A 24,691-nucleotide genomic window follows, 5' to 3' on the forward strand; every position below is an offset into this window, starting at 1 on the left:
ACCCTTTAGCGTAGACAGCGCCAGAAATTTCGACAGTTTCAGAACAATTTCCCGCCAGTGAGGCCAGCAGAGGGTTCAGAAGCCCGGCACAGCGGTACCGGGCTGGCGGATTAGGATGCGTGGCTGATTTTTGCCAGCTGCTGGAAGTAATCCGGGAAGGTTTTCGCCGTACAGCCGGGATCGAGAATGGTTACCGGCGTGTCGGACAGCGCAACCAGCGAGAAACACATCGCCATACGATGATCGTTGTACGTGCCGATATCGGCGTGCTGTAACTGCGCAGGCGGTGTGACGCGAATAAAATCGTGCCCCTCTTCCACTTCCGCACCGACTTTACGCAACTCGGTTGCCATGGCCGCCAGGCGATCGGTCTCCTTTACGCGCCAGTTATAGATGTTGCGCATCAGCGTGGTGCCTTCGGCAAACAGCGCGGTGGTAGCGATTGTCATTGCCGCATCCGGAATATGGTTCATGTCCATATCAATGGCGTTCAACGCACCGCGCGTGCAGGCAATATAATCGTCGCCCCACTCAATCACCGCTCCCATTTTCTCCAGCACATCGGCAAAACGGATGTCGCCCTGCACACTGTTGCGGCCAATGCCGGTAACCCGCACCGTACCGCCTCTGATTGCCGCAGCGGCAAGGAAATAGGACGCTGACGACGCATCGCCTTCCACCAGATAATCACCTGGCGACTGATACTGCTGCTGACCTTTCACCACAAAGCGCTGGTAGTGCTGATTCTCAACGTCCACGCCAAAGCAACGCATCAGGTGCAGAGTGATATCAATGTAGGGTTTGGAAACCAGCTCGCCTTTAATAGTGATCGTGGTGTCGTTTTGTGCCAGCGGCGCGGTCATCAGCAGCGCCGTCAGGAACTGGCTGGAAACGCTGCCATCGACACTGACTTCGCCGCCGGTAAATCCGCCGTTCAGACGCAGCGGCGGATAGTCGGTTTGTTCGAGGTAATCAATGCGCGCGCCGCCCTGCCGTAACGCATCGACCAGATGGCCGATAGGACGCTCTTTCATGCGCGGTTCGCCGGTCAGTACTACCGACTGCTCACCGAGGCACAGTGCGGCCGCCAGCGGACGCATCGCGGTTCCGGCATTGCCCAGGAACAATTCCAGCGGCTGTTCGGCACGCAGCGGTCCACCATTGCCGACCACTTCACACACGGTGCGATCGGCTGACAGGGTATAGCTGACACCCAGCGCCTGCAGCGCATTAAGCATGTGTTTAACATCATCGCTGTCGAGCAGGTTGGTCAGGCGCGTGGTGCCGTTCGCCAGTGCAGCCAGTAACAGGGCGCGGTTTGATACGCTTTTTGAGCCCGGTAAGTTTACCGTGCCGTCAACGCGGGCAATCGGCTGTAAAGTCAGGGAGTCCTGCATGTGAAACCAAATCTCCAGAAATACGAGACCCTGTCCAGTGACAGGGTCTGATGCCAGCCGGGCAGGCTGGCACTAAAGTAGATAATTAACCGTGACGACGTTCGAAGTCGACCATGAATTCGGTCAGCGCCTTAACGCCTTCCAGCGGCATCGCATTGTAGATCGAGGCACGCATACCGCCAACTACACGGTGCCCCTTCAGCGCATGCAGGCCCGCCTTCAGTGATTCTTCAAGAAACACCTTATCCAGCGCAGCATCGGCCAGCTGGAAAGGCACGTTCATCCGGGAACGGTTTTCACTGGCGACGTCGTTACGGTAGAAGCTGCTGCTATCAATCACGCCGTACAGCAGATCGGCTTTCGCCTGATTAACCTTGTCCATCTCCGCTACACCGCCCTTCTCTTTCAGCCATTTGAACACCAGGCCTGAGAGATACCAGGCAAACGTCGGCGGCGTGTTAAACATCGAATCGTTTTCGGCCAGCACTTTGTAGTCGAGAATGGAGGGCACCCAGCGCTGCGCTTTGCCCAGCAGGTCATCACGCACCACCACCAGCGTCAGGCCAGCGGGACCGATGTTCTTCTGCGCGCCGGCATAAATCACGCCGTAGCGGCTGATGTCGAGCGGCCGGGACAGGATGGTCGAAGAGAGATCGGCCACCACCACTTTATCGCCGAAGTCTGGCTCTTCATCGATGGCAATACCATCAATGGTTTCATTCGGGCAGAAATGCACATAAGCCGCATCATCGCTGAGCTGCCATTCACGCATCGGTAACAGTGCGCGTTTACCCTCACGGGTGGTTTTGATGTCAATGGCGTTCGGCGAGCAGAATTTTTCTGCTTCTTTAATAGCACTGTGCGCCCAGTAGCCGCCGTCGATGTAATCCGCGCGGCTGGCATCGCCCAGCAGATTGCCCGGGATTGCCGCGAACTGCGCACGCGCGCCGCCATGGCAGAATAATACTTTGTAGTTGGCCGGGATTTTCAGCAGATCGCGAAAATCCTGCTCCGCCGCTTCCGCGACTTCAATAAACTCTTTGCTGCGGTGACTGATTTCCATCACCGAGGTGCCTAATCCATGCCAGTTTGTCAGTTCTTGTTCTGCACGACGAAGCACTTCCACCGGCAGCATTGCCGGTCCGGAGCTAAAATTATAAACCTGCGCCATTTCCCCTCACCATTGTCATATCGAACGGTTATGAATACCCCATCGGTTTTATCATTGCCTCCGGATGGCTGCAATCATTTATCCGGCAGCGATCACATTTCCAGAGCCCGCTCCACCGCAGCTTATGTCACAAATGTAATAAGCCACGGAATTTTGTGAGGCAGCCCGGTGAAGTAAAATCAGACAGCTGCCAGAGTGCGAAAAAGCCGTAACAATGCGTTGAGAAATTTGGCGGAGCAATAGCGAAGCAGGCGCAAAACCCGTATTATTGCGCGCTTTACGCCCAACCATCGACTTGAGAGAGCGCCACCATGACGCAAACGTTTATTCCAGGTAAAGACGCCGCACTGGAAGACTCCATCGCACGCTTCCAGCAGAAACTGCAGGATCTGGGTTTCAACATTGAAGAAGCTTCCTGGCTGAACCCGGTGCCGCACGTCTGGTCTGTGCACATTCGCGACCGCGACTGCCCGCTCTGTTTTACTAACGGTAAAGGCGCCAGTAAAAAAGCGGCGCTGGCCTCAGCGCTGGGCGAATATTTTGAGCGCCTCTCAACCAATTACTTCTTTGCCGATTTCTGGCTGGGCGAAACCATCGCTAACGGCGACTTCGTGCACTACCCGAACGAGAAATGGTTCCCGCTGACCGACGATGACAGCCTGCCGGAAGGCATTCTGGATGCACGCCTGCGTAAGTTTTACGATCCGGAACAGAGCCTGAGCGCGTCTGACCTGGTGGATCTGCAGTCTGGTAATGCCGATCGCGGTATTTGCGGCCTGCCATTTACCCGCCAGTCCGATCAGCAAACTGTTTACATTCCGATGAACATCATCGGCAACCTGTATGTGTCTAACGGCATGTCCGCTGGCAACACCGCCAATGAAGCGCGCGTACAGGGCTTATCCGAAGTGTTTGAGCGCCATATTAAAAACCGCATTATTGCGGAATCCATCAGCCTGCCGGAAATTCCTGAAGCGGTGATGCAGCGCTATCCTGGCGTGGTGGAGGCTATCAATCGTCTTGAAGCGGAAGGTTTCCCGATTTTCTCCTATGACGCTTCGCTGGGCGGCAACTATCCGGTGATCTGTGTGGTGCTGTTCAACCCGGCTAACGGCACCTGTTTTGCCTCTTTTGGCGCCCATCCGGACTTTGGTGTCGCGCTGGAACGTACCGTCACCGAACTGCTGCAGGGCCGCGGCCTGAAAGATCTCGACGTGTTTACCCCGCCCACCTTCGATGATGAAGAAGTGGCTGAACACGCTAACCTTGAAACCCACTTCATTGATTCCAGCGGTCTGATCTCCTGGGATATGTTCAAAGACGATGCCGACTATCCCTTTGTCGACTGGAGCTTTGCCGGCACCACCCATGAAGAGTTCGATACGCTGATGGCGATCTTCCGCGCGGAAGATAAAGAAGTGTATATCGCCGACTACGAACACCTCGGCGTTTACGCCTGCCGCATTATCGTACCAGGCATGTCTGATATTTACCCTGCCGAAGACCTGCTGCTGGCTAACAACAACATGGGTGCATCACTGCGTGAAACGCTGTTGTCCCTGCCGGCAACCCAGTGGCAACCCGAGGAGTATCTGGCTCTGATCGAACAGCTGGATGAAGAAGGTCATGATGACTTCACCCGCGTGCGTGAACTGCTGGGGCTGGCGACCGGCAAAGACAACGGCTGGTTCACGCTGCGTATTGGCGAGCTGAAAGCGATGCTGGCGCTGGCCGGTGGCGATCTGGATCAGGCGCTGATCTGGACGGAATGGACCATGGAGTTCAACCAGTCGATCTTCAGCCCTGAGCGTGCCAACTACTATCGCTGCCTGCAGACTCTGCTGCTGCTGGCGATGGAAGAAGATCGCGATCCGCTGCAGTATCATCGCGCCTTTGTGCGCATGTATGGCGAAGCCGCCGTTGACGCCGCTTCGGCTGCCATCAGCGGTGAGGCACCATTCTACGGTCTGCAGGTGGTTGACCGCGATATGCACGCGTTTCCGGCGCATCAGGCACTGCTGGCCGCGTATGAAAAATTACAGGCGGCAAAACGTCGTTACTGGTCTGCGAAATAAATCGGCGCATTTTGTCTGTGACCAATTAGCCTGAAAATTAACGGGCACTGGCAGTATCCAGTGCCCTTTTTTTATGCCGCTGAAAATTCATCGGGCGCAGAAAATAATAAATAACAATTCACTATCATTGATAAACAGCATTTAACAAAATAGCCCTTAAGCCAGCCGCGCCTTCAACTTATTTTGCATAAATTAAAAATTATTTATTTAATAATTTTCAAGGCTTTAATTGATTTTTTGCTCGTTTTGCGGCTTTGCTTAACCCTGCCGTTTCGGCAAATATGATCCACATCAACTCCTGACCTATACTCCTTTGTTAGTATCTTTACAGACAATTTCTGGAGAGCGTTAGTGTGAAAGCTGACAACCCTTTTAATTCATTATTACCGGCGGCGATGGCAAAAGTTGCAGAAGATGCCGGTGTCTATAAAGCGACGAAACATCCCTTAACCACCTTCTTTCTGGCTATCACTGCTGGCGTCTTTATTTCCATTGCCTTTGTGTTTTATATCACCGCCACCACCGGCAGCGGCACTATGCCGTACGGCATGGCCAAATTGATCGGTGGCATCTGCTTCTCACTGGGTTTGATGCTGGTTGTGGTCTGCGGCGCTGATTTGTTTACTTCAACGGTGCTGATCGTGGTGGCAAAAGCCAGCGGACGCATTACCTGGCTGCAACTGGGTCGTCACTGGCTCAATGTCTACGTTGGCAACCTGTGCGGCGCGCTGTTTTTTGTGGCGCTGATTTGGCTGGCCGGTGAGCATATGGTCGCAAATGGTGCCTGGGGATTAAATGTCTTACAGACCGCCGACCACAAAATGCATCATACGTTTATCGAAGCGGTAAGCCTCGGTACACTGGCTAACCTGATGGTGTGTCTGGCGGTGTGGATGAGCTACTCCGGCCGTAGCCTGCTCGACAAAATGGTAGCGATGATTTTACCGGTTGCGATGTTTGTAGCCAGCGGCTTTGAGCACAGCATCGCCAATATGTTCCTGATCCCGATGGCCATCATGATTCGCGATTTTGCCAGCCCGGAATTCTGGCAAATGACCGGTGCCAGCGCGGCGCAATTTCCTGCACTGGGCATTGGCGATTTTATTGTTAATAACCTGATTCCCGTAACCATCGGCAACATCATTGGCGGCGGTCTGTTAGTCGGGTTGACCTATTGGGTTATCTATCTGCGCGACGGTGAGTCCGCGCACTGAGTCATTAAGTACGGGCGTGCTGAGCAGCGCGCCATACGTTACAGTCTCCCTAAATAAGGCAGGTATATCATGTCCGAACTGAATGAAAAAATGGCGTCAGCCTGGGAAGGATTTAGCGCCGGTGAATGGCAGGACAGCGTCAACGTCCGTGACTTCATCCAAAAAAACTACACGCCGTATGAAGGTGACGAAGCATTCCTCGCCGGCGCGACGCCAGCCACCACCAAACTGTGGGACAGCGTGCTGGAAGGCATCAAAATTGAAAACCGTACCCATGCACCGGTTGATTTCGACACTGATTTAGCGTCTACCATCACCTCACACGATGCGGGCTATATTAACAAATCGCTGGAAACCATCGTTGGTCTGCAGACTGAAGCCCCGCTGAAACGCGCCATTATCCCGTTTGGCGGCATCAAAATGGTGGAAGGCTCCTGTAAAGTTTACGGCCGCGAGCTGGACCCAGCGCTGAAGAAAGTTTTCACCGATTACCGCAAAACCCACAACCAGGGCGTGTTTGACGTTTACACCCCGGATATCCTGCGCTGCCGTAAATCCGGCGTGCTGACCGGTCTGCCAGATGCGTATGGCCGCGGTCGTATTATCGGTGACTACCGTCGCGTCGCGCTGTACGGCATCGACTTCCTGATGAAAGACAAAGTGGCTCAGTTCAACTCACTGCAGAGTGACATGGAAAATGGCGTTGATCTCGAAGCCACCATTCGCCTGCGTGAAGAGATTTCTGAGCAGCACCGCGCACTGGGCCAGATCAAAGAGATGGCAGCCAAATATGGCTTTGATATCTCTCTGCCAGCCACCACCGCGCAGGAAGCAGTACAGTGGACCTACTTCGGTTACCTCGCAGCAGTGAAATCACAGAACGGTGCCGCGATGTCGTTTGGTCGCGTGTCCACCTTCCTCGACGTTTACATCGAGCGCGATATCAAAGCCGGTAAACTGAGCGAAGAGCAGGCACAGGAACTGATTGACCATCTGGTGATGAAACTGCGCATGGTGCGCTTCCTGCGTACGCCGGAATACGATGAGCTGTTCTCTGGCGACCCAATCTGGGCCACTGAATCACTGGCTGGTATGGGCGTTGACGGTCGTACGCTGGTGACGAAAAGCACCTTCCGCTTCCTGAACACGCTGTACACCATGGGTCCATCACCGGAACCAAACATGACCATCCTGTGGTCTGAGAAGCTGCCGGTTAACTTCAAAAAATATGCGGCAAAAGTCTCCATCGACACCTCATCGCTGCAGTATGAGAACGATGACCTGATGCGTCCGGACTTTGACAATGATGACTACGCCATCGCCTGCTGCGTAAGCCCGATGATTGTCGGTAAACAAATGCAGTTCTTCGGCGCACGTGCCAACCTGGCTAAAACACTGCTGTACGCAATCAACGGCGGTGTGGACGAGAAGCTGAAAATGCAGGTCGGCCCGAAAGAAGCGCCAATCACTGACGATGTGCTGGATTATGACACCGTGATGGCGCGTCTGGACCACTTCATGGACTGGCTGGCAAAACAGTACGTCACGTCACTCAACATCATCCACTACATGCATGATAAGTACAGTTATGAAGCCGCGCTGATGGCACTGCACGACCGTGACGTTTATCGTACCATGGCGTGTGGTATCGCAGGCCTGTCTGTCGCCGCGGACTCACTTTCAGCGATTAAATATGCCAAAGTGAAACCGGTCCGTGACGCCGATGGTCTGGCAGTGGACTTCGAGATTGAAGGTGAATATCCGCAGTTTGGTAACAACGACCCGCGCGTGGATGATCTGGCCTGTGACCTGGTTGAACGTTTCATGAAGAAAATTCAGAAACTGCAGACCTACCGTAATGCGGTGCCAACGCAGTCGGTACTGACCATCACCTCCAACGTGGTATACGGTAAGAAAACCGGTAACACCCCGGATGGTCGTCGCTCCGGTGCGCCATTTGGACCAGGTGCCAACCCAATGCATGGCCGTGACCAGAAAGGTGCTGTCGCTTCACTGACTTCCGTGGCCAAACTGCCATTTGCCTACGCCAAAGACGGTATCTCTTATACCTTCTCTATCGTACCGAATGCGCTGGGCAAAGATGATAACGTGCGTAAAACCAACCTTGCTGGCCTGATGGATGGTTACTTCCACCACGAAGCCAGTATCGAGGGCGGCCAGCACCTGAACGTTAACGTCATGAACCGTGAAATGCTGCTGGATGCCATGGAGCACCCTGAGAAATATCCACAGCTGACCATTCGCGTTTCCGGTTATGCCGTACGTTTCAACTCGCTGACGAAAGAGCAGCAGCAGGATGTGATTACCCGTACCTTTACTCAGTCGCTGTAATCCTCCTCACTGTAATCGAAAGGCTCCTGCGGGAGCCTTTTCTCCACAAGCCAGTTTTGCCAGTCTGCTTTTGCAGGCAGTCTGGCAAAACCGACTTACATCCTCAGAGCACAACACAGATTGTGCCGCCTGCGCGCCAGGCTGAACCGGAGAATACATCGCAATGTCAACCATCGGTCGTATCCACTCGTTTGAATCCTGCGGCACCGTTGACGGTCCCGGCATCCGTTTTATCACCTTCTTCCAGGGCTGCCTGATGCGCTGCCTGTACTGCCACAACCGCGATACCTGGGACACTCATGGCGGTAAGGAAATCACCGTCGATGAGCTGATGAGGGATGTGCTGTCGTATCGCCACTTTATGAATGCGTCTGGTGGCGGCGTGACGGCATCCGGCGGTGAAGCCATTCTGCAGGCTGAATTTGTGCGCGACTGGTTCCGCGCCTGCCAGGCCGAGGGCATCCATACCTGCCTCGACACCAACGGCTTTGTGCGCCGTTACGATCCGGTGATCGATGAACTGCTTGATGCAACTGACCTGGTGATGCTCGACCTCAAGCAGATCAACGATGATATCCATGAGATTCTGGTCGGCGTGTCAAACCACCGCACGCTGGATTTCGCCCGCTATCTGCAAAAGCGCGGTAAAAGGACCTGGATTCGCTATGTGGTGGTGCCGGGTTATTCGGACGATGACGATTCGGTGCATCGCCTCGGTGAATTTACTAAAGGCATGAGTAACATTGAGAAGATCGAGCTGCTGCCTTATCACGAACTCGGCAAGCATAAATGGATTGCGATGGGTGAAGAGTACAAGCTGGAAGGCGTGAAGCCGCCAACGAAAGAGACCATGGAGCGGGTGAAAAATATTCTTGCCGGTTACGGCCATAACGTCATGTATTAAGACGGTTGGCCTGTAGTTGAAGTTTCGCCGGCAAGAAACAGAGGGGTTACCGCCGGGACATTTGCGACAGGTTGCGAATGTCCCGTTTAATCACTGCCATCAGGCATGCGCCACCGGTGTTGCATGCTGATCGGCTTTACGCAGCAGCATCACCAGATAGACCAGCGCCACCACCGCAATCATCACAAACAGCAGGCGATCGGAATAGTTCTGCATCAGCATCGCGGTCATCCCCGGCCCGACCAGACTGCCAACGGTATAACTGAACAGCAGCGCCTGATTCATCGCCACCAGTTCATGATGCGCCACCGTTTCACACGCCCAGGACATGGCCACCGGATAAAGCGTAAAGCCAGCCAGCCCCAGCACAAACAGTGCCGGTGCCATTGCCGTTCCGCTCAGCATAGCAATCGCACCCAGAATCACCACGAACACCTGCACGCGCAGCACCATCAGGCGACCAAAGCGGTCGGCAAGACGTCCTACCGGCCACTGACCGACAATCCCGGCACTGACCAGCAGCGCCATCCAGTAACCCACAGTGGCATCGCTCATACCCTGATGCGAAAGATAAAGCGGCATCAGGCCGTAGAGCGAACCGAGCACGATACCGGAGATAATGCAGCCGTTGATACCCAAACGCGAACTGCGGCGGCGCAGCATGCTCCAGATACGCCCGGTTGAGGCTTCTTCAGTAGCCGCACCGGCGTTGACCTGCACAAACACCACGGGCAGCACGGCACAGACGATCAGCGCGCTCACCCAGGGAATGACGTGCAGCAGTTCTGTCGAGACACGGCTCACCAGCAGCTGACCGGCAACGGTGCCAAGATAGTAGATGATCATGTAAGCGGCCAGCAGCTGACCGCGATTGCGCACGGTACCGCTGCACAATAGTGCACTCTCAACCACCACCCAAATCAGTGCACAGCCTACGCCCGCGGTGAAGCGCAGCAGCGTCCAGCTGTAAAAGCCGTCCAGCAGCACCATGCCCATGGTTGCCAGCGCAAACAGTACGCTGGCAAGGTAAAAGCAGCGATTAAAGCCATAGCGATTAATCAACCAGCCCGCCAGCAAGGTGCCCACTAAGTTGCCGGTGTAATAAGCAGAGCTCGCCATGCCCACCTGCCAGGTCGGCAGTTGATCATGGGTGAGCCACAGCGGCACCAGCGTATTAAGCACAGCAATAGACACCGTCATCAGCATTAAGCCACAAAGCAGCAGCAGGACGGGGCGCGACCAGGTTGACATAGGGAATAAAACCAAAAGAAATGAACAGATTTGCGCGCAGTTTGCCATTGGCGATGGCAAAGTCAATGTGCAAAAAAACAGCGCCGCACATTTTGCTGCTGAACAATTTATTATTTTTATCTTCAGCGGGTTACAGGACTACAGAAAGGTCTTATGTCTGAATCTATCTACATGAATTTATACATTTTTGATGGTTTGACGCGCAGCGATGACGATAACGTTTATTTCTGATTAATTCCGGTTAAAAAATAATGACTGACGCGCTTAAGAAATAAAAAACCCGGCCTGAGCCGGGTTAGTGCATGAATGCCTGTTAGCCGATATATTCCAGCCCGCCCATGTACGGGCGCAGCACGTCCGGCACCGCAATGCGACCATCCGCCTGCTGATAGTTTTCCAGCACGGCTACCAGCGTACGCCCCACCGCCAGGCCTGAACCATTCAGCGTGTGCACCAGACGCGGTTTTTTGTCCGTTTTGCTGCGGCAGCGAGCCTGCATGCGGCGCGCCTGGAAATCCCACATATTCGAGCAGGAGGAGATTTCACGGTAGGTGTCCTGCGCCGGCAGCCAGACTTCCAGGTCATAGGTTTTGGCTGAGCCGAAGCCCATGTCGCCGGTGCACAGCAGCACTTTACGGTACGGCAGGTTCAGCAGCTGCAGCACTTTCTCCGCATGGCCGACCAGCTCTTCCAGCGCGTCCATGGAGGTTTCCGGTGCGACGATCTGCACCATCTCCACTTTGTCGAACTGGTGCATACGGATCAAACCGCGCGTATCGCGTCCGTAAGAACCGGCTTCGGAACGGAAGCAAGGCGTGTGGGCAGTGAGTTTGATCGGCAGAGATTCCTCTTCAACGATCTCATCGCGCACCAGGTTAGTCAGCGGCACTTCGGCGGTCGGGATCAGCGCATAGTTGCTGCTGCCTGCTTCTTCGCCCAGCGGTTTGGTATGGAACAGATCCTCACCAAATTTTGGTAACTGACCGGTACCGTACAGCGTCTCGTGGTTCACCAGATATGGCACGTAAGTTTCCAGATAACCGTGCTGCTGGCTGTGCAGATCGATCATGAACTGGCTCAGCGCGCGATGCAGACGGGCAATCTGGCCCTGCATCACGATAAAGCGCGAACCGGTCAGTTTCACCGCCGAGGCGAAATCCAGCCCTTTGACCGCTTCACCCAGCTCTACATGGTCTTTCACCGGGAAATCGAATTGGCGCGGCTGGCCCCAGCGGCTCACTTCCTGGTTTTCGCTGTCATCTTTACCCAGCGGCACTTCGTCGGCCGGCAGGTTAGGCAGCGCAAGCGCAAAGTCACGAATTTCGTTCTGCAGGGTATCCAGCTCTGCTTTCGCCGCATCCAGGCGTTCGCCCAGCGCGTTCACTTCCTGACGCAGCGGCTCGATATCTTCCCCACGTGCTTTGGCCTGACCGATGGATTTGGAGCGGGAGTTACGCTCAGCCTGCAGGTTTTCAGTTTCTACCTGCAAAACCTTACGACGCTCTTCGAGGGAGCGCAGCGTATCCACATCCAGTTTAAATCCCCGGCGTGCCAGTTTTTCTGCGACTGCGTCTGGCTCATTACGCAGCAGATTGGGATCGAGCATGCTTATCCTGTGTAATAAAAGGTTGATTGAACGAATGGAGGGATGCATTCCACCGGAATGCATTGAAATCCTTGCTCACCTTACCGTAACGCGTTTATCAGCGGTAGCGTTTTATCGGGCTATTTTGATCCTGTTCAGCAAGCCAGGCGAGTTTTTCACCGATCTTGCTTTCAAGGCCACGATTGGTGGGTTGATAGTAGCGCGTCTGCGCCATTTCCGGCGGGAAAAACACCTCGCCGGCCGCATAGGCATTGGGTTCGTCATGCGCGTAACGGTACTCTTTGCCGAGGCCCATCTCTTTCATCAGCTTCGTCGGTGCATTACGCAGATGTTCCGGCACATCGTAATCCGGGAACTCACGCGCATCACGCATCGCCGCTTTGAAGGCGGTATAAACAGCATTGCTTTTTGGCGCACAGGCCAGATAAACAATTGCCTGGGCAATTGCACGTTCCCCTTCCGCAGGCCCGACGCGGGTAAAACAGTCCCACGCGGCAATTGCTACCTGCATGGCGCGCGGATCAGCATTACCGACATCTTCCGAAGCAATCGCCAGCAGCCGCCGCGCCACGTACAGCGGATCGCCACCGGCAGTGATGATGCGCGCGTACCAGTAAAGCGCCGCATCCGGGGCTGAACCACGAACCGATTTGTGCAGTGCCGAGATGAGATCGTAAAAGCGGTCGCCTTTGTTATCGAAACGCGCCGCGCGTTCACCCGATACTTCATTCAGCAGCTGTGGCGTTAGCTCCCGCTGTCCCTGCGCATTGAGCTCAGCCATATCGGCCATCATTTCCAGCGTATTCAGTGCGCGTCGTGCATCACCGTTGACCAGTTCAGCGATCATGCGCCGGGTATTGTCCGGTAACAGAATATCGCTGTCGCCGTAACCGCGTGTTTTATCCTGCATCGCCTGATCCAGCACCTGTTCGATATCCGCGCTGGTCAGCGATTTAAGCAGATAAACGCGGGCGCGCGACAGCAGTGCCGAGTTCAGTTCAAAGGAGGGATTTTCCGTGGTTGCGCCAATGAAGGTGATGGTGCCATCTTCAATGTGTGGCAGAAACGCATCCTGCTGGCTCTTGTTGAAGCGATGCACCTCATCAACAAACAGAATAGTGCGACGCCCCACCTGGCGGTTCTGCCGCGCGCGCTCAATGGCCTCGCGGATCTCTTTAACGCCGGAAGTCACCGCTGAAATGCGTTCGACGTCGGCTTTGCCGTAATGCGCAATAATCTCCGCCAGCGTGGTTTTACCGGTACCCGGCGGTCCCCATAAGATCATGGAGTGCAGCTGACCCGCCTCAATAGCGCGCGGCAACGGTTTACCGGCCGCGAGCAGATGCTGCTGACCAATATATTGCTGCAGCGTCGCTGGCCGCATACGCGCAGCCAGCGGTCTGAACTCATTTGACGGTGCAAAATCCAGCGACAGGTTACTCACCCTCACCTCACTGACGTTGATCGTCCACCGTTACCCCTTTTGGCGGCGTAAAGGTGAATTTATCCGGGCTGATAGCGCCGTTTTTCTGGCTCTTCAGCTGATAGCTGCTGCGCTGTCCATCCTGCTCGATCGCGCTGAACTGATTGATGGTGCCTGCGGAAGTGACATTGATGGTGAACTGTTTCAGGTTGCCATCGCTGCTTTTAGGCGTCAGCTCAAAATTATCACCCTGCTGCTTAATGTTGTACTGCTGCCAGTCAGAGGGCTGGTTACGCGCAATCAGCATAAACGGCGTGTTGCTGGTGGCATTCTGCAGCAGGCTTACGCTCGCCTGTTCCACAAAAGGATTATAGAACCACAGATTTTTACCGTCGGAGATAATCACGCTTTCGTCCGGTGCAGTCATGTGCCAGTTAAACAGGCTCGGACGTTTTACCCACAGTTCGCCTTCGCCGTCCTGCACATTTGCGCCGCTACCGTCAGTCACCTTCTGACTGAAGCTGGCATGGAAGCTGTTCACTTTATTAAGGCGCTGCTGCAGATCGCTGGAAGCATCCGCCAGGGCAGAAGAAGCAACAAAACCGGCCAGCAGGCCACAGGCAATAACGCGAAATTTCATCTGATACGATTCCTTATTCATGGTTTCCTGACACTTACTGCATTAACCGTAGTCGCCGCTCCGTCAGTTCGACAGGAGAAAAAGCCGAAAGCTCCCAATGATATGGGGATCGGACCACAGATAAACAACGGGCCAGTTTACACTGGCCCGGCATAACACTGCGGAGAAAAGTCTTACATTTCGTGAGGTGGCGGTGACAGCACTTCACGGTTACCGTTATGGCCCGGCTCCGAGACAATGCCCTGCGCCTCCATCTGTTCGATAATCCGCGCCGCACGGTTGTAGCCGATACGGAACTGGCGCTGCACGCCGGAGATCGACGCGCGGCGTTTCTCCACCACGAACGCCACCGCCTGGTCAAACAGCGGATCCAGCTCTTCATCGCCGTCCAGTCCGCCAGCACCGCTTTCACTCTCTTCACCGGCGGTAATGCTGTCGATGTACTGCGGTCGCCCACGCGCTTTCCAGTCCTGCACGACTGCATGCACTTCCTGGTCACGCACAAAGGCGCCGTGAACACGTACCGGCATGGACGAGTTAGGTGGCATGTAGAGCATGTCACCCATACCCAGCAGGGATTCCGCACCGCCCTGATCGAGAATGGTACGCGAGTCAATTTTACTGGACACGGTAAAGGCGATGCGCGTCGGAATGTTGGCTTTAATCAGGCCGGTAATCACATCCACCGATGGACGCTGGGTAGCCAGCACCAGGTGAATACCTGCCGCACGGGCTTTCTGTGCCAGGCGGGCAATCAGCTCTTCGACCTTTTTGCCCACCGCCATCATCAGGTCAGCGAACTCATCAACCAGCACCACAATGTACGGCAGTTTTTCCAGCACCGGCGGCGTGGTGTCCATGCTGTCGCCCGGTTTCCAGAACGGATCCGGAATTGGCCGGCCCATTGCGGCCGCCTGCTCGATCTTCTCGTTATAGCCGGCCAGATTACGCACGCCCAGCGCAGACATCAGCTTATAGCGGCGCTCCATTTCGACCACACTCCAGCGCAGCGCGTTAGCCGCGTCTTTCATGTCGGTGACCACTTCCGTCAGCAGATGGGGAATGCCCTCATACACTGACAGCTCGAGCATTTTCGGGTCGATCATGATAAAGCGCACTTCTTCCGGCGTGGCTTTATACAGCATGCTGATGATCATGGTGTTGACGCCAACCGACTTACCTGAACCGGTGGTACCGGCCACCAGCAGGTGCGGCATCTTCGCCAGATCGGCCACCACGGGTTGACCAGAAATATCTTTACCCAGCACCACCGACAGCGGCGAAGGGTTATCGCGGAACTTATCGCAGTCCAGCACCTCACGCAGGTAGACGGTCTGACGATGTTTATTGGGGAGCTCCAGGCCGACATAAGGCTTGCCCGGAATCACCTCAACCACACGCACCGCAACGGCAGAGAGCGAACGTGCCAGGTCGCGCGACAGGTTAGAAATACGTGCCGCCTTGACGCCCGGTGCCAGATCCAGTTCAAAGCGGGTGATTACCGGCCCCGGAGAGATGCCCACCACTTCGGCTTTTACGCGGTAATCCGCCAGACGCGCTTCAACCAGACGCGCGGTCTGTTCCAGTGCGAACATATCCACCGGCTCCTCTTCGGCCGGCGGCGACGTCAGCAGATCCAGCGTCGGCAGCGGCGTGGAAGGTTTCTCCAGCGGCTGTTCGTGACGCACCAGGAAGGGGTGGAACAGGCTGTCCTGCGTAGGGGCGACAGGCTTCAGCGTTTCAGCCGGCGCGGCGTAAACCTCGTCGTCTGGCGTTGACCACGGGCTGGTTTCCTCACTCAGCGATGCGGGTACCGCCGGCTCAGGTGCCGCTGGCTGCTGCCACTGGGCCGGAACGTCCGGCTCTGGCGTGGCGGCAATGGTAAACAGCGGTTCGCTCGGCGTGTCATCAACCAGATCTTTCATCGGAGAGAAATCAAACGCGGCTGAGGTATCCAGATTAAATACCGGCGCGCTCTCCTGCTCAGGCTGGCTGTAACGCTGTTGCTGCTGCTGAGCAAACTGCTGCGCCAGCTGGGCCTGCTGCAGCGCCTCTTCATCTTCTTCCTCTGCCGGCTGCTGCTGCCAGCTGTCGCCGTACCGCTGCTGCTGCTGCGAATGGAACGCTTCGCGCAACTGGGCTTCCTGCAGCGCAGCATTATCATCATCGTGCGGCTGTGGCACTTGCCAGCTGGCGCTGATTTCCGGCTGCTGCTGGTCGGCCTCTTCACGTGCCTTCTCTTCTGCCATGCGTTGCGATGGCAGTTTGATACCGTATGAGGCCAGCTCACGCCGGGTTGGCAGCTTAACCTTGTTAGGACGCGGCAGTTCCGGGCCGATGCCCTGTTTCACCTGCGGGTTGTAATCGCGCTCCGGCACCACATCAAAGGCTGGCGTGTAAGCCGCAGAGCGGGCAGCAGCGGCGGCCGTCGCTGAACCGAGTGCGGCAGCGGCTGCCGTATTCAGCGGTGTGGCGGCCTGATCGGCACTCTGCCAGTTACCCATGCGCGGGCCATCGTCTTCTTCAGCGAGCGAGAAGGCGTCGGCGGCCGGTGAAGCAGGCACTTCGAAGCGGTATAACGGGGGAGCCGCTGGCGCAGGTTCTGCTGGCGGAATAGCTGGCGCCGCAGGCGCACTGGCAACGGATGCCGATGCCGGAGCAGCCGCAGCCAGCTGTGACGGCGCAGGTTGTGGAGCCACGTTTACCGCCGGTGCGGATGGCTCAGGTGCAGCGACGGCCGGCACCTGACGTGCGGCGTCACTGGTGGCGGCCAGCGCAGCCGCGGTAGCCGCACTGGCTTTCGCCAGCAGGGGATCGTCGCTGGCGACTTCAGCCACAGGTTCCGCTACCTGTCGGGGCTTAGCCAGCAGTACGTCATCTTCGTCGTCCTGAGCCGGCGCAGCGCGCAGTGGCGGAACCGCTTCGTCGGAGTGCGCCTCGTCGTAGTCGTCCTCTTCCTGCCAGGGTTCATCATGGCGCGAGCGGTTGCTGGCAAAGGTCAGCACGCCCATCACCACGCTGCCGATCTTTTCGGCAATCGCCAGCCAGGACCAGCCGGTATAAAGCGTGATACCCGCCGCCCAGACGCACAGCAGCGTCAGTGTGCCGCCGGCACCGCTGAACCACGGCGCCATCGCATTGCTCACCAAGCTGCCAATTACGCCGCCAGAGGCAAAATACCAGATATCGTCCACGTTCAGCGCAGCCAGTCCGCAGGTAGTCACCACCAGCGCCAGCACGCCAATCAGCCGCAGGCCCACCGCAAAATAGTCGATGTAATCCTGGCGATCGCGCTGACGGAAGGTGATCCAGCACAGACCAATAATTACTGGCGGAATGGCGTAGGCCATCACACCAAAAATAAACAGCAGGGTATCGGCCAGCCATGCGCCCACGCTGCCGCCCAGATTGTGGATCGGCTCGTGCCAGGCGGTTTGTGACCAGCTGGGATCGGAGGGATTAAAGCTAACCAGCGACACCATCAGATAGATGGCAAACAAGGCCACCAGGATGAGCAACGCTTCCAGCAGCCGACGTCCGCTGCTCAGTGGTTGTAATGAAACGTCTTTGTCTTCTGTATATTCCTGGCTCAAGAGAACTCTCCAGGTGCCTGTAAATTAAGAAGGCAACAGCGCCAGGCTTGCCTGACGCTGGTCCTGTATGAATTCACAGGAGTGTACCGAAATCCTGCAAGCTTTGCACCTGCCCTGCGTTACCGGGTCTTAATCACCAGACGATTGCTCTGTTTGACCTCTTCCATCACCACGTAGGTACGGGTGTCGTTGACGCCCGGCAGGCGCAGCAAGGTCTCACCCAGCAGTTTACGGTAGGCGGACATATCCGGCACGCGGGTTTTCAACAGGTAGTCAAAGTCACCGGAAACGAGGTGACATTCTTGAGTTTCCTCAAGTTTTTGTACAGCGGCGTTAAATTGTTCAAACACATCCGGCGCACCGCGATTCAGAGTAATCTCAACGAATACCAGCAGTGAAGCATCGAGATAGTGCGGGTTCAGCTGCGCGGTGTAGCCCAGAATGAAACCCTGGCGTTCCAGGCGACGTACGCGTTCAAGACAAGGTGTTGGCGAGAGGCCGACACGTTTTGAAAGCTCAACGTTGGAAATACGACCGTCTTTCTGCAGTTCATTCAGAATATTTCTGTCGATCCGATCCAGATCTTTTCCGGGGCGTTTCTTGTTGTCTACCATTATTATTGTCTCTCTTAATTCCTTCCCTTTACCTGCCAAACCCTGAAAACGTTCAATGTTCAGGGCCTTACTGAAGTGAAGTCTTTAAGCCTGTGCAGTAACGCGACCATCCGTATGACGCATGCTGTCTGTCCACATCATGCGTCATTACCAATGTCAGGCTGAGTTTATTTGGCGAAATTGCGCAAAACAGAGCTGAAATTCTGTTTCGAACCGCTAAATTTTCTCTGCTTCTGACAATGTTTTCGCAAAAGCGCAGGCGATTGTCAAAGTAAAACATCCAAATTCAGTACAAGATGCCAGACAGCGTACTGGGTTGCTGTTTTTAAATGAGAATTTTTATACAGCTGCACCACAAATTGCCGAGCAATGCCCCCTTTTGGCGCAGCGCGCGTGCAGAAATGCCATTCATCGTCTACGCCGCTTGCAGTGATTGTTAACAAAATTGCTGAAACCTTTTTTTGCGACAGTAATTTCCCTACAATCGAAAACTATGTTGTCAGACACACACTGAGGAACGCATGAGTACGGCCAAACACAGTAAGCTGCTCATTCTGGGCTCCGGCCCTGCCGGTTACACCGCAGCGGTTTATGCCGCCCGCGCTAACCTGAACCCGGTTTTGATTACCGGACTGGAAAAAGGCGGCCAGCTCACCACCACGACTGAAGTCGAAAACTGGCCGGGCGACCCGCACGATCTGACCGGCCCTGCGCTGATGGAACGCATGCAGGAGCATGCTGAGAAGTTCAACACCGAAATCATCTTTGACCATATTCACACGGTTGATTTACAGAACCGTCCGTTCCGCCTGACCGGCGACAGCGGCGAATACACGGCGGATGCGCTGATCATCGCGACCGGTGCTTCAGCGCGCTACCTTGGCCTGCCGTCAGAAGAGGCATTCAAAGGCAAAGGGGTTTCGGCCTGCGCCACCTGTGATGGTTTCTTCTATCGCAACCAAAAAGTCGCGGTTATTGGCGGCGGTAACACGGCCGTTGAAGAGGCGCTCTATCTGGCGAACATCGCTTCCGAAGTGCACCTGATTCACCGTCGTGACAGCTTTCGCGCTGAGAAAATCCTGATTGACCGCCTGATGGAGAAAGTGCGTAACGGCAACATCGTGCTGCACACTGACCGCGCGCTGGATGAGGTGGTAGGCGATCAGATGGGTGTCACCGGGTTGAAACTCTCGTCAACCAAAGGTGAAGCCCCGGTCTCGCTGGAAGTGGCGGGCCTGTTTGTCGCCATCGGTCATAGTCCGAACACGGCGATTTTCGATGGCCAGTTGGATCTGGAAAACGGCTATATCAAAGTGCAGTCCGGCCTGCAGGGCAACGCCACGCAGACCAGCGTGCCGGGCGTGTTCGCAGCCGGTGACGTGATGGACCACATCTATCGTCAGGCCATTACCTCTGCCGGTACCGGCTGTATGGCCGCGCTGGATGCGGAACGTTATCTGGATGGTCTGGTTAAAAACGATAAGTAAGTTGTTAATTATCTGATCATAATTGCACTGAGGCGGCCACTTTTGGTCGCCTTTTTTATCGCCTGCGTGCTACAGTTCTGCCACCCGTCTGTCCGGCATTTAGCGTCGGATTTTGCCTCTCGTCACGGTGATCAAACGGCTTCGCATGAACAAATCACGGCAACACGAACTGCTGCGCTGGTTACGCCAGCAACGTCATCATGGCGCACGCAGCCTGCGACTGGCTTCGCTGGCAGGTTTTGCTGCGGCGTTAATTCTCATCGCCCAGGCCTGGCTACTGGCTTCCCTGCTGCAAAAACTGCTGGTGGAACAGCAACCCCGCGCTGAACTGGTGAGTGATTTCCTGTTACTACTGCTGTGCTTCGCACTGCGCGCCGCGCTGCACTATGGTCGTGAGATGGCCGGTTTCAGGGCTGGCGTGGCGATTCGCCGTGCACTGCGGCAACAGGTGCTGGACCGGCTGAACGCGCTCGGTCCGGCCTGGATTCAGGGCAAACCGGCCGGGAGCTGGGCAACGCTGCTGCTGGAACAGATTGAAGAGATGCAGGAGTATTACGCGCGCTATCTGCCGCAGATGTCGCTGGCGGTTTTTGTGCCCTGCGCCATCCTGATCGCCATATTCCCGATTAACTGGGCCGCCGGACTGATTCTGCTGGCGACCGCGCCGCTGATTCCGCTGTTTATGGCGCTGGTCGGCATGGGAGCGGCCGATGCCAATCGGCGTAATTTTCTTGCGCTGGCGCGTCTGAGCGGCGATTTCTATGACCGGCTGCGCGGACGCGAAACGCTGCGCCTGTTTCACCGCGCGGACGCTGAGCAGCAGGCGATTGCCGCCAGTACCCAGGATTTTCGTCAGCGCACTATGGAAGTGCTGCGCCTCGCCTTTCTCTCCTCTGCGGTGCTGGAGTTTTTCGCCTCGCTGGCGATTGCCGTGGTCGCGGTCTATTTCGGCTTCTCGTACCTGGGTGAACTCAATTTTGGCCACTACGGCACCGGCGTGACGCTGTTTGCCGGTTTCCTCGCGCTGATTCTTGCCCCCGAATTTTTCCAGCCGCTGCGCGATCTTGGCACCTTTTACCATGCCAAAGCGCAGGCGGTGGGCGGCGCAGACGCGCTGGATACCTTCCTGCGCGAAACGCCTCACCGGGCGCCGCAGGCGGCCTCGCAAACGCAGGATGCTGACGCACCATTCTCCCTCCGGGCGCAGGATCTGGTGATCATGACCGCTACCGGCGAGGCGCTGTCACAGCCGCTGAATTTCAGCCTTACTCCCGGTCAGCGCGTGGCGCTGGTCGGACAAAGCGGGGCCGGAAAAAGTGCGCTGATGAATGTCCTGCTCGGTTTTCTGCCCTACCAGGGTTCACTGTGCATTAACGGCCAGGAACTGCGCGACATCAGCCGCAGCAGCTGGCAGCAGCAGCTGGCCTGGGTAGGACAAAATCCGCAGCTGCCGGCGGCGACGCTGCGTGACAATCTCCAGCTCACTGACACGCCGGTGGACGAGGCCACGCTGACCGCCGTGCTGCAGCGCGCTGGCGTCAGTGAATTTTTGTCGCGTCTGCCGCAGGGGCTGGATACACCAGTTGGCGATGGCGGCATCGGCCTGTCCGTTGGGCAGGCACAGCGCATCGCCGTTGCGCGGGCGCTGCTGAAACCGGCCCGCCTGCTGCTGCTCGACGAACCGGGATCCGGGCTCGACAGCCAGAGCGAGCAGCATGTGATGGGCGCGCTACAGCAGGCCGCACAGCTGCAAACCACGTTAATGATTACCCATCAGCTGCACGCTCTCGACCAGTGGGATGAAGTATGGGTGATGCAGGCCGGACAACTGGTGCAGCAGGGCCACTGGCAACAGCTGATCGCAGAAGCCGGCCCGCTGCGCGAGCTGGCGCAGCATCGTCAGAAGGAGATTGCCTGATGCGCACGTTACTGCCTTTCCTGCGCCTGTATCGCCGCCATCCGTGGCGTTTAGGTCTTGGCGTGGTGCTGGCGATTGTCACGCTGCTCGCCAGCATCGGCTTGCTGACGCTGTCCGGCTGGTTTCTTGCTGCCTCCTCGCTGGCTGGCGTCGCCGGCCTGTACAGCTTCAATTACATGCTGCCCGCAGCCGGCGTGCGTGGCGCGGCAATCACCCGCACCGCCGCGCGCTATTTTGAACGGCTGGTCAGCCATGACGCCACTTTCCGCGTGCTGCAACATCTGCGCGTCTTTACCTTCAGCCGGCTGATGGCGCTGGCACCGGCGCAGCTGGCGCGCTTTCGTCACGGCGAACTGCTGAACCGCTTTGTCAGCGATGTCGATACTCTCGACCATCTCTATTTACGCGTTATTTCTCCACTGCTGGGTGCGGCGGTGGTGATTGTGGTGGTGACCTGTGGCCTGGCGCTACTCGATATGCGACTGGCGCTGCTGCTTGGGGCGATCATGTTGCTGACGCTGCTGCTGATGCCGCCGCTATTCTGGCGGCTCGGCGCGCGCACCGGCGCGCAGATTGCCCGTTACCAGGCTCGCTGGCGCCTGCAACTGACGCACTGGCTCAGCGGACTGGCCGAGCTGCAGATTTACGGCGCGGCGGCGCTGTGGCGACAGCGGCTGGATCAGGAAGAACGTGCGTGGCAACAGGCGCAGCAGCAGCAACACCGGCTGCAGGCGGTGGCGCAGAGCCTGCTTACGTTGATCGCCGGCAGTACCGTTACGCTGCTGCTGTGGCTGGCCGCCAGCGGCGTCGGCACCAATAGCACACCGGGTGCACTGATTGCCCTGTTTGTGTTTTGCGCGCTGGCCGCGTTTGAAGCGCTGGCACCGGTGGCCGGCGCATTTCTGCCACTGGCGCAGGTGACGCACGCGGCGCAGCGCGTGCAGGAGATCATCGATCAACCGCCAGCCATTCACTTCCCGACACAACCGGTTGCGACGCAGCGCGGCCTCAGCCTGACGCTGGAACAGATCGATTTCAGCTATCCGCAGCGGCCAGAAGCGGTGCTGCACAATTTCTCCCTGACGTTAGCAGCCGGTGAACATCTGGCGCTGCTGGGCCCGACCGGCTGCGGGAAATCCAGCCTGCTGGCGCTGATCACGCGCGGCTGGGAAGCGCAGCGCGGCACGATTCGCCTGAACGGGATTGATCTGACGGCGTGGGACGAAGCCAGCCTGCGTCAGCGCATCAGCGTTGTCACGCAGCGCGTCCATCTGTTCAGCCAGACGCTGCGCGCTAATCTGCTACTGGCAGCACCACACGCCAGCGATGCACAGCTGATTGACGTATTGCAGCGGGTTGGGCTGGCGCATCTGACGCAGCACAGCGAAGGGCTGAATGCGTGGATGGGAGAAGGCGGCCGACCGCTGTCCGGCGGTGAACTGCGCCGGCTGGCGATTGCCCGTGCGCTGCTGCACGATGGCGATCTGTGGCTGCTGGATGAGCCGACCGAGGGTCTGGATGCCGCGACCGAGCAGCAGATTCTCACCTTGCTACAGCAGGTTAGCCAGGGAAAAACGCTGATCATGGTGACGCATCGCCTGAGCGGACTGGAAAAAATGGATCGCATCTGTGTGCTTGACGGTGGGCAGATTATCGAATCCGGCAGCCATGACGAATTAATCTCAAAAGCGGGACGCTACTGGCGTTTCCAGCAGCGCTTTGCGCTATAGTCTATGCGTTTAGCCTGAGGGTGACCGACGCCATGAGACTGGTACAACTTTCCCGGGATTCGCTCAATTTCCCGCCGCCGGAGATGGCGCTGCGTGAGCCAAACGGCCTGCTGGCCATGGGTGGCGATCTCTCCCCTGCCCGCCTGATGAATGCCTATCAGCGCGGTATTTTTCCGTGGTTTTCGCCCGGCGATCCGATTTTATGGTGGTCGCCAGATCCACGTGCGGTCCTGCTGCCGGAGTCGTTTCATCTCAGCCGCAGCATGGCGCGCTTCCATCGCCGTTCGCCCTATCGCGTCACCATGAATCACGCTTTTGCTCAGGTGGTGGAAGGTTGCGCCAGCGGGCGTCAGGAAGGCACCTGGATCACCTTTGAAGTGAAACGCGCCTGGCTGCGCCTGTATGAGCTGGGCCATGCGCATTCAATCGAAGTCTGGCAGGATCAACGCCTGGTTGGCGGCATGTATGGCCTGGCGCTCGGACAGATTTTTTGCGGCGAGTCGATGTTCAGCCGGGCGGAAAACGCCTCCAAAACCGCGCTGTGGGTTTTCTCACAGCATTTTATTGCGCATCAGGGACGGCTGATTGATTGTCAGGTGCTGAATCCGCATACCGCCTCGCTGGGCGCAGTTGAAATTCCGCGCGTCGATTATCTGCAATACGTGCAAACGCTGGCGTGGCAACCGGTGCAGGCCGGCTGCTGGCAAACACAAACCCTTTTTTGACTGTCCCCGCAGATGTTTTGCACACAATTCCCGACAAAAGTGATACAATAAGCGAGTTTGGTATGTCGTCCGCGCTTCGCTGTGGCGAGCCGGAATTGCCAGGCTGGGAATCTCACCCTGTTCCCGAAGCTGTTTCAGTTGCGCACCCGATGCCGATTGCTGCAGATTCTTAGCCCGCTAATCCCCCGCAGACGTCAAAAACACCCGAATTTATCCGTAATGCACGCGCAGCGGCGCGACGCACGGCGAAGCGTTGGCAAAAACAGCCAACGTTTCTTTACATAAATCATGGAATTCGGCATTATCTTGCCGGTTCAACAGTTTGGTAGTTCACCCAGAGGATTCGATGGCCAAAGAAGACAATATTGAAATGCAAGGTACCGTACTGGATACGTTACCTAACACCATGTTCCGCGTAGAGCTTGAAAACGGGCACGTGGTTACCGCTCATATCTCCGGTAAAATGCGTAAAAACTACATCCGCATCCTGACGGGCGACAAAGTGACTGTCGAGTTGACCCCGTACGACCTGAGCAAAGGCCGCATTGTCTTCCGTAGTCGCTAAGTTGTTGCACTCGCCTCGCGTTTGCT

General features: G+C 56.6%; 17 protein-coding genes. 9 read left to right on the top strand and 8 right to left on the bottom strand.

Annotation, left to right across the window (positions count from 1 at the left end; genetic code table 11):
• Nucleotides 1-110 precede the first annotated feature (110 nt).
• Together aroA and serC are read right to left on the bottom strand one after the other, a co-directional pair.
• Nucleotides 111-1,397 carry a 3-phosphoshikimate 1-carboxyvinyltransferase gene (gene aroA / locus OXR61_RS04155; RefSeq protein ID WP_021508347.1) on the bottom strand — a complete coding sequence of 429 codons (1,287 nt, stop codon included), beginning with the start codon at nucleotides 1,395-1,397 and terminating at the stop codon, nucleotides 111-113.
• Nucleotides 1,398-1,482: 85 nt separating this feature from the next.
• Complete coding sequence (gene serC, locus OXR61_RS04160; RefSeq protein WP_021508348.1) at nucleotides 1,483-2,568, bottom strand: 3-phosphoserine/phosphohydroxythreonine transaminase; 1,086 nt, start codon at nucleotides 2,566-2,568, stop codon at nucleotides 1,483-1,485.
• Nucleotides 2,569-2,879: 311 nt separating this feature from the next.
• Between serC and ycaO the strand changes: the two genes are divergently transcribed.
• The 4 genes from ycaO to pflA all read left to right on the top strand — a co-directional run bounded on the left by ycaO (nucleotide 2,880) and on the right by pflA (nucleotide 9,113).
• Nucleotides 2,880-4,643 carry a 30S ribosomal protein S12 methylthiotransferase accessory factor YcaO gene (ycaO, locus tag OXR61_RS04165; protein ID WP_021508349.1) on the top strand — a complete coding sequence of 588 codons (1,764 nt, stop codon included), beginning with the start codon at nucleotides 2,880-2,882 and terminating at the stop codon, nucleotides 4,641-4,643.
• A gap of 353 nt (nucleotides 4,644-4,996) precedes the next feature.
• Nucleotides 4,997-5,857 carry a formate transporter FocA gene (gene focA, locus OXR61_RS04170; protein WP_021508350.1) on the top strand — a complete coding sequence of 287 codons (861 nt, stop codon included), beginning with the start codon at nucleotides 4,997-4,999 and terminating at the stop codon, nucleotides 5,855-5,857.
• 69 nt (nucleotides 5,858-5,926) lie between these two features.
• A complete protein-coding gene (gene pflB / locus OXR61_RS04175; RefSeq protein WP_021508351.1) occupies nucleotides 5,927-8,209 on the top strand; it encodes a formate C-acetyltransferase in 2,283 nt (760 codons plus the stop codon).
• Nucleotides 8,210-8,372: 163 nt separating this feature from the next.
• The gene (gene pflA, locus OXR61_RS04180; RefSeq protein ID WP_021508352.1) at nucleotides 8,373-9,113 is read left to right on the top strand and encodes a pyruvate formate lyase 1-activating protein; all 741 of its coding nucleotides are present in this window, start codon (nucleotides 8,373-8,375) and stop codon (nucleotides 9,111-9,113) included.
• Between the two features lie 99 nt (nucleotides 9,114-9,212).
• On the opposite strand, the gene OXR61_RS04185 is transcribed toward pflA, so the two are convergent.
• The 6 genes from OXR61_RS04185 to lrp form a co-directional block, all read right to left on the bottom strand.
• Nucleotides 9,213-10,364 carry an MFS transporter gene (locus OXR61_RS04185; RefSeq protein ID WP_031279859.1) on the bottom strand — a complete coding sequence of 384 codons (1,152 nt, stop codon included), beginning with the start codon at nucleotides 10,362-10,364 and terminating at the stop codon, nucleotides 9,213-9,215.
• 313 nt (nucleotides 10,365-10,677) lie between these two features.
• Nucleotides 10,678-11,970: a serine--tRNA ligase gene (gene serS / locus OXR61_RS04190; protein ID WP_021508354.1), complete on the bottom strand. Its 1,293-nt coding sequence runs from the start codon at nucleotides 11,968-11,970 to the stop codon at nucleotides 10,678-10,680.
• Between the two features lie 97 nt (nucleotides 11,971-12,067).
• Nucleotides 12,068-13,414 (bottom strand): replication-associated recombination protein A, encoded by a 1,347-nt coding sequence (locus OXR61_RS04195; protein ID WP_021508355.1) that lies wholly within the window; start codon nucleotides 13,412-13,414, stop codon nucleotides 12,068-12,070.
• A 7-nt stretch (nucleotides 13,415-13,421) separates the two neighbouring features.
• Nucleotides 13,422-14,033, bottom strand: a complete 612-nt coding sequence (lolA, locus tag OXR61_RS04200) for an outer membrane lipoprotein chaperone LolA (RefSeq protein ID WP_010618286.1) — start codon at nucleotides 14,031-14,033, stop codon at nucleotides 13,422-13,424.
• A gap of 173 nt (nucleotides 14,034-14,206) precedes the next feature.
• The gene (locus tag OXR61_RS04205; protein ID WP_021508357.1) at nucleotides 14,207-17,626 is read right to left on the bottom strand and encodes a DNA translocase FtsK 4TM domain-containing protein; all 3,420 of its coding nucleotides are present in this window, start codon (nucleotides 17,624-17,626) and stop codon (nucleotides 14,207-14,209) included.
• Between the two features lie 119 nt (nucleotides 17,627-17,745).
• Nucleotides 17,746-18,240, bottom strand: coding sequence for a leucine-responsive transcriptional regulator Lrp (gene lrp, locus OXR61_RS04210; protein ID WP_006118610.1), 495 nt, complete (start codon nucleotides 18,238-18,240; stop codon nucleotides 17,746-17,748).
• A 521-nt stretch (nucleotides 18,241-18,761) separates the two neighbouring features.
• Here lrp and trxB point away from each other — a divergent pair.
• From trxB to infA, 5 genes are all read left to right on the top strand, one after another.
• Nucleotides 18,762-19,727 (top strand): thioredoxin-disulfide reductase, encoded by a 966-nt coding sequence (gene trxB / locus OXR61_RS04215; protein WP_021508358.1) that lies wholly within the window; start codon nucleotides 18,762-18,764, stop codon nucleotides 19,725-19,727.
• A 145-nt stretch (nucleotides 19,728-19,872) separates the two neighbouring features.
• Nucleotides 19,873-21,645 carry a cysteine/glutathione ABC transporter permease/ATP-binding protein CydD gene (gene cydD / locus OXR61_RS04220; protein WP_021508359.1) on the top strand — a complete coding sequence of 591 codons (1,773 nt, stop codon included), beginning with the start codon at nucleotides 19,873-19,875 and terminating at the stop codon, nucleotides 21,643-21,645.
• A complete protein-coding gene (gene cydC / locus OXR61_RS04225) occupies nucleotides 21,645-23,375 on the top strand; it encodes a cysteine/glutathione ABC transporter ATP-binding protein/permease CydC (protein WP_021508360.1) in 1,731 nt (576 codons plus the stop codon). Before cydD ends, cydC begins: the two co-directional genes overlap by 1 nt.
• Before the next feature lie 32 nt (nucleotides 23,376-23,407).
• Nucleotides 23,408-24,100 carry a leucyl/phenylalanyl-tRNA--protein transferase gene (gene aat, locus OXR61_RS04230; RefSeq protein ID WP_031279861.1) on the top strand — a complete coding sequence of 231 codons (693 nt, stop codon included), beginning with the start codon at nucleotides 23,408-23,410 and terminating at the stop codon, nucleotides 24,098-24,100.
• A gap of 346 nt (nucleotides 24,101-24,446) precedes the next feature.
• On the top strand, nucleotides 24,447-24,665 hold the full coding sequence (infA, locus tag OXR61_RS04235; protein ID WP_002211347.1) for a translation initiation factor IF-1: 219 nt from the start codon (nucleotides 24,447-24,449) through the stop codon (nucleotides 24,663-24,665).
• The last annotated feature ends 26 nt before the right edge of the window (nucleotides 24,666-24,691 follow it).

Source organism: Pantoea sp. GM_Pan_4, assembly GCF_026541005.1.
Taxonomy (GTDB): Bacteria; Pseudomonadota; Gammaproteobacteria; order Enterobacterales; family Enterobacteriaceae; genus Pantoea; species Pantoea dispersa.

Coding starts and splice junctions, on each gene's coding strand:
- lolA (WP_010618286.1), bottom strand. CDS start 14,033: ATGAAATTTCGCGTTATTGCCTGTGGCCTGCTGGCCGGTTTTGTTGCT.
- pflB (WP_021508351.1), top strand. CDS start 5,927: ATGTCCGAACTGAATGAAAAAATGGCGTCAGCCTGGGAAGGATTTAGC.
- cydD (WP_021508359.1), top strand. CDS start 19,873: ATGAACAAATCACGGCAACACGAACTGCTGCGCTGGTTACGCCAGCAA.
- serS (WP_021508354.1), bottom strand. CDS start 11,970: ATGCTCGATCCCAATCTGCTGCGTAATGAGCCAGACGCAGTCGCAGAA.
- aat (WP_031279861.1), top strand. CDS start 23,408: ATGAGACTGGTACAACTTTCCCGGGATTCGCTCAATTTCCCGCCGCCG.
- infA (WP_002211347.1), top strand. CDS start 24,447: ATGGCCAAAGAAGACAATATTGAAATGCAAGGTACCGTACTGGATACG.
- lrp (WP_006118610.1), bottom strand. CDS start 18,240: ATGGTAGACAACAAGAAACGCCCCGGAAAAGATCTGGATCGGATCGAC.
- trxB (WP_021508358.1), top strand. CDS start 18,762: ATGAGTACGGCCAAACACAGTAAGCTGCTCATTCTGGGCTCCGGCCCT.
- cydC (WP_021508360.1), top strand. CDS start 21,645: ATGCGCACGTTACTGCCTTTCCTGCGCCTGTATCGCCGCCATCCGTGG.
- serC (WP_021508348.1), bottom strand. CDS start 2,568: ATGGCGCAGGTTTATAATTTTAGCTCCGGACCGGCAATGCTGCCGGTG.
- pflA (WP_021508352.1), top strand. CDS start 8,373: ATGTCAACCATCGGTCGTATCCACTCGTTTGAATCCTGCGGCACCGTT.
- aroA (WP_021508347.1), bottom strand. CDS start 1,397: ATGCAGGACTCCCTGACTTTACAGCCGATTGCCCGCGTTGACGGCACG.
- ycaO (WP_021508349.1), top strand. CDS start 2,880: ATGACGCAAACGTTTATTCCAGGTAAAGACGCCGCACTGGAAGACTCC.
- OXR61_RS04185 (WP_031279859.1), bottom strand. CDS start 10,364: ATGTCAACCTGGTCGCGCCCCGTCCTGCTGCTGCTTTGTGGCTTAATG.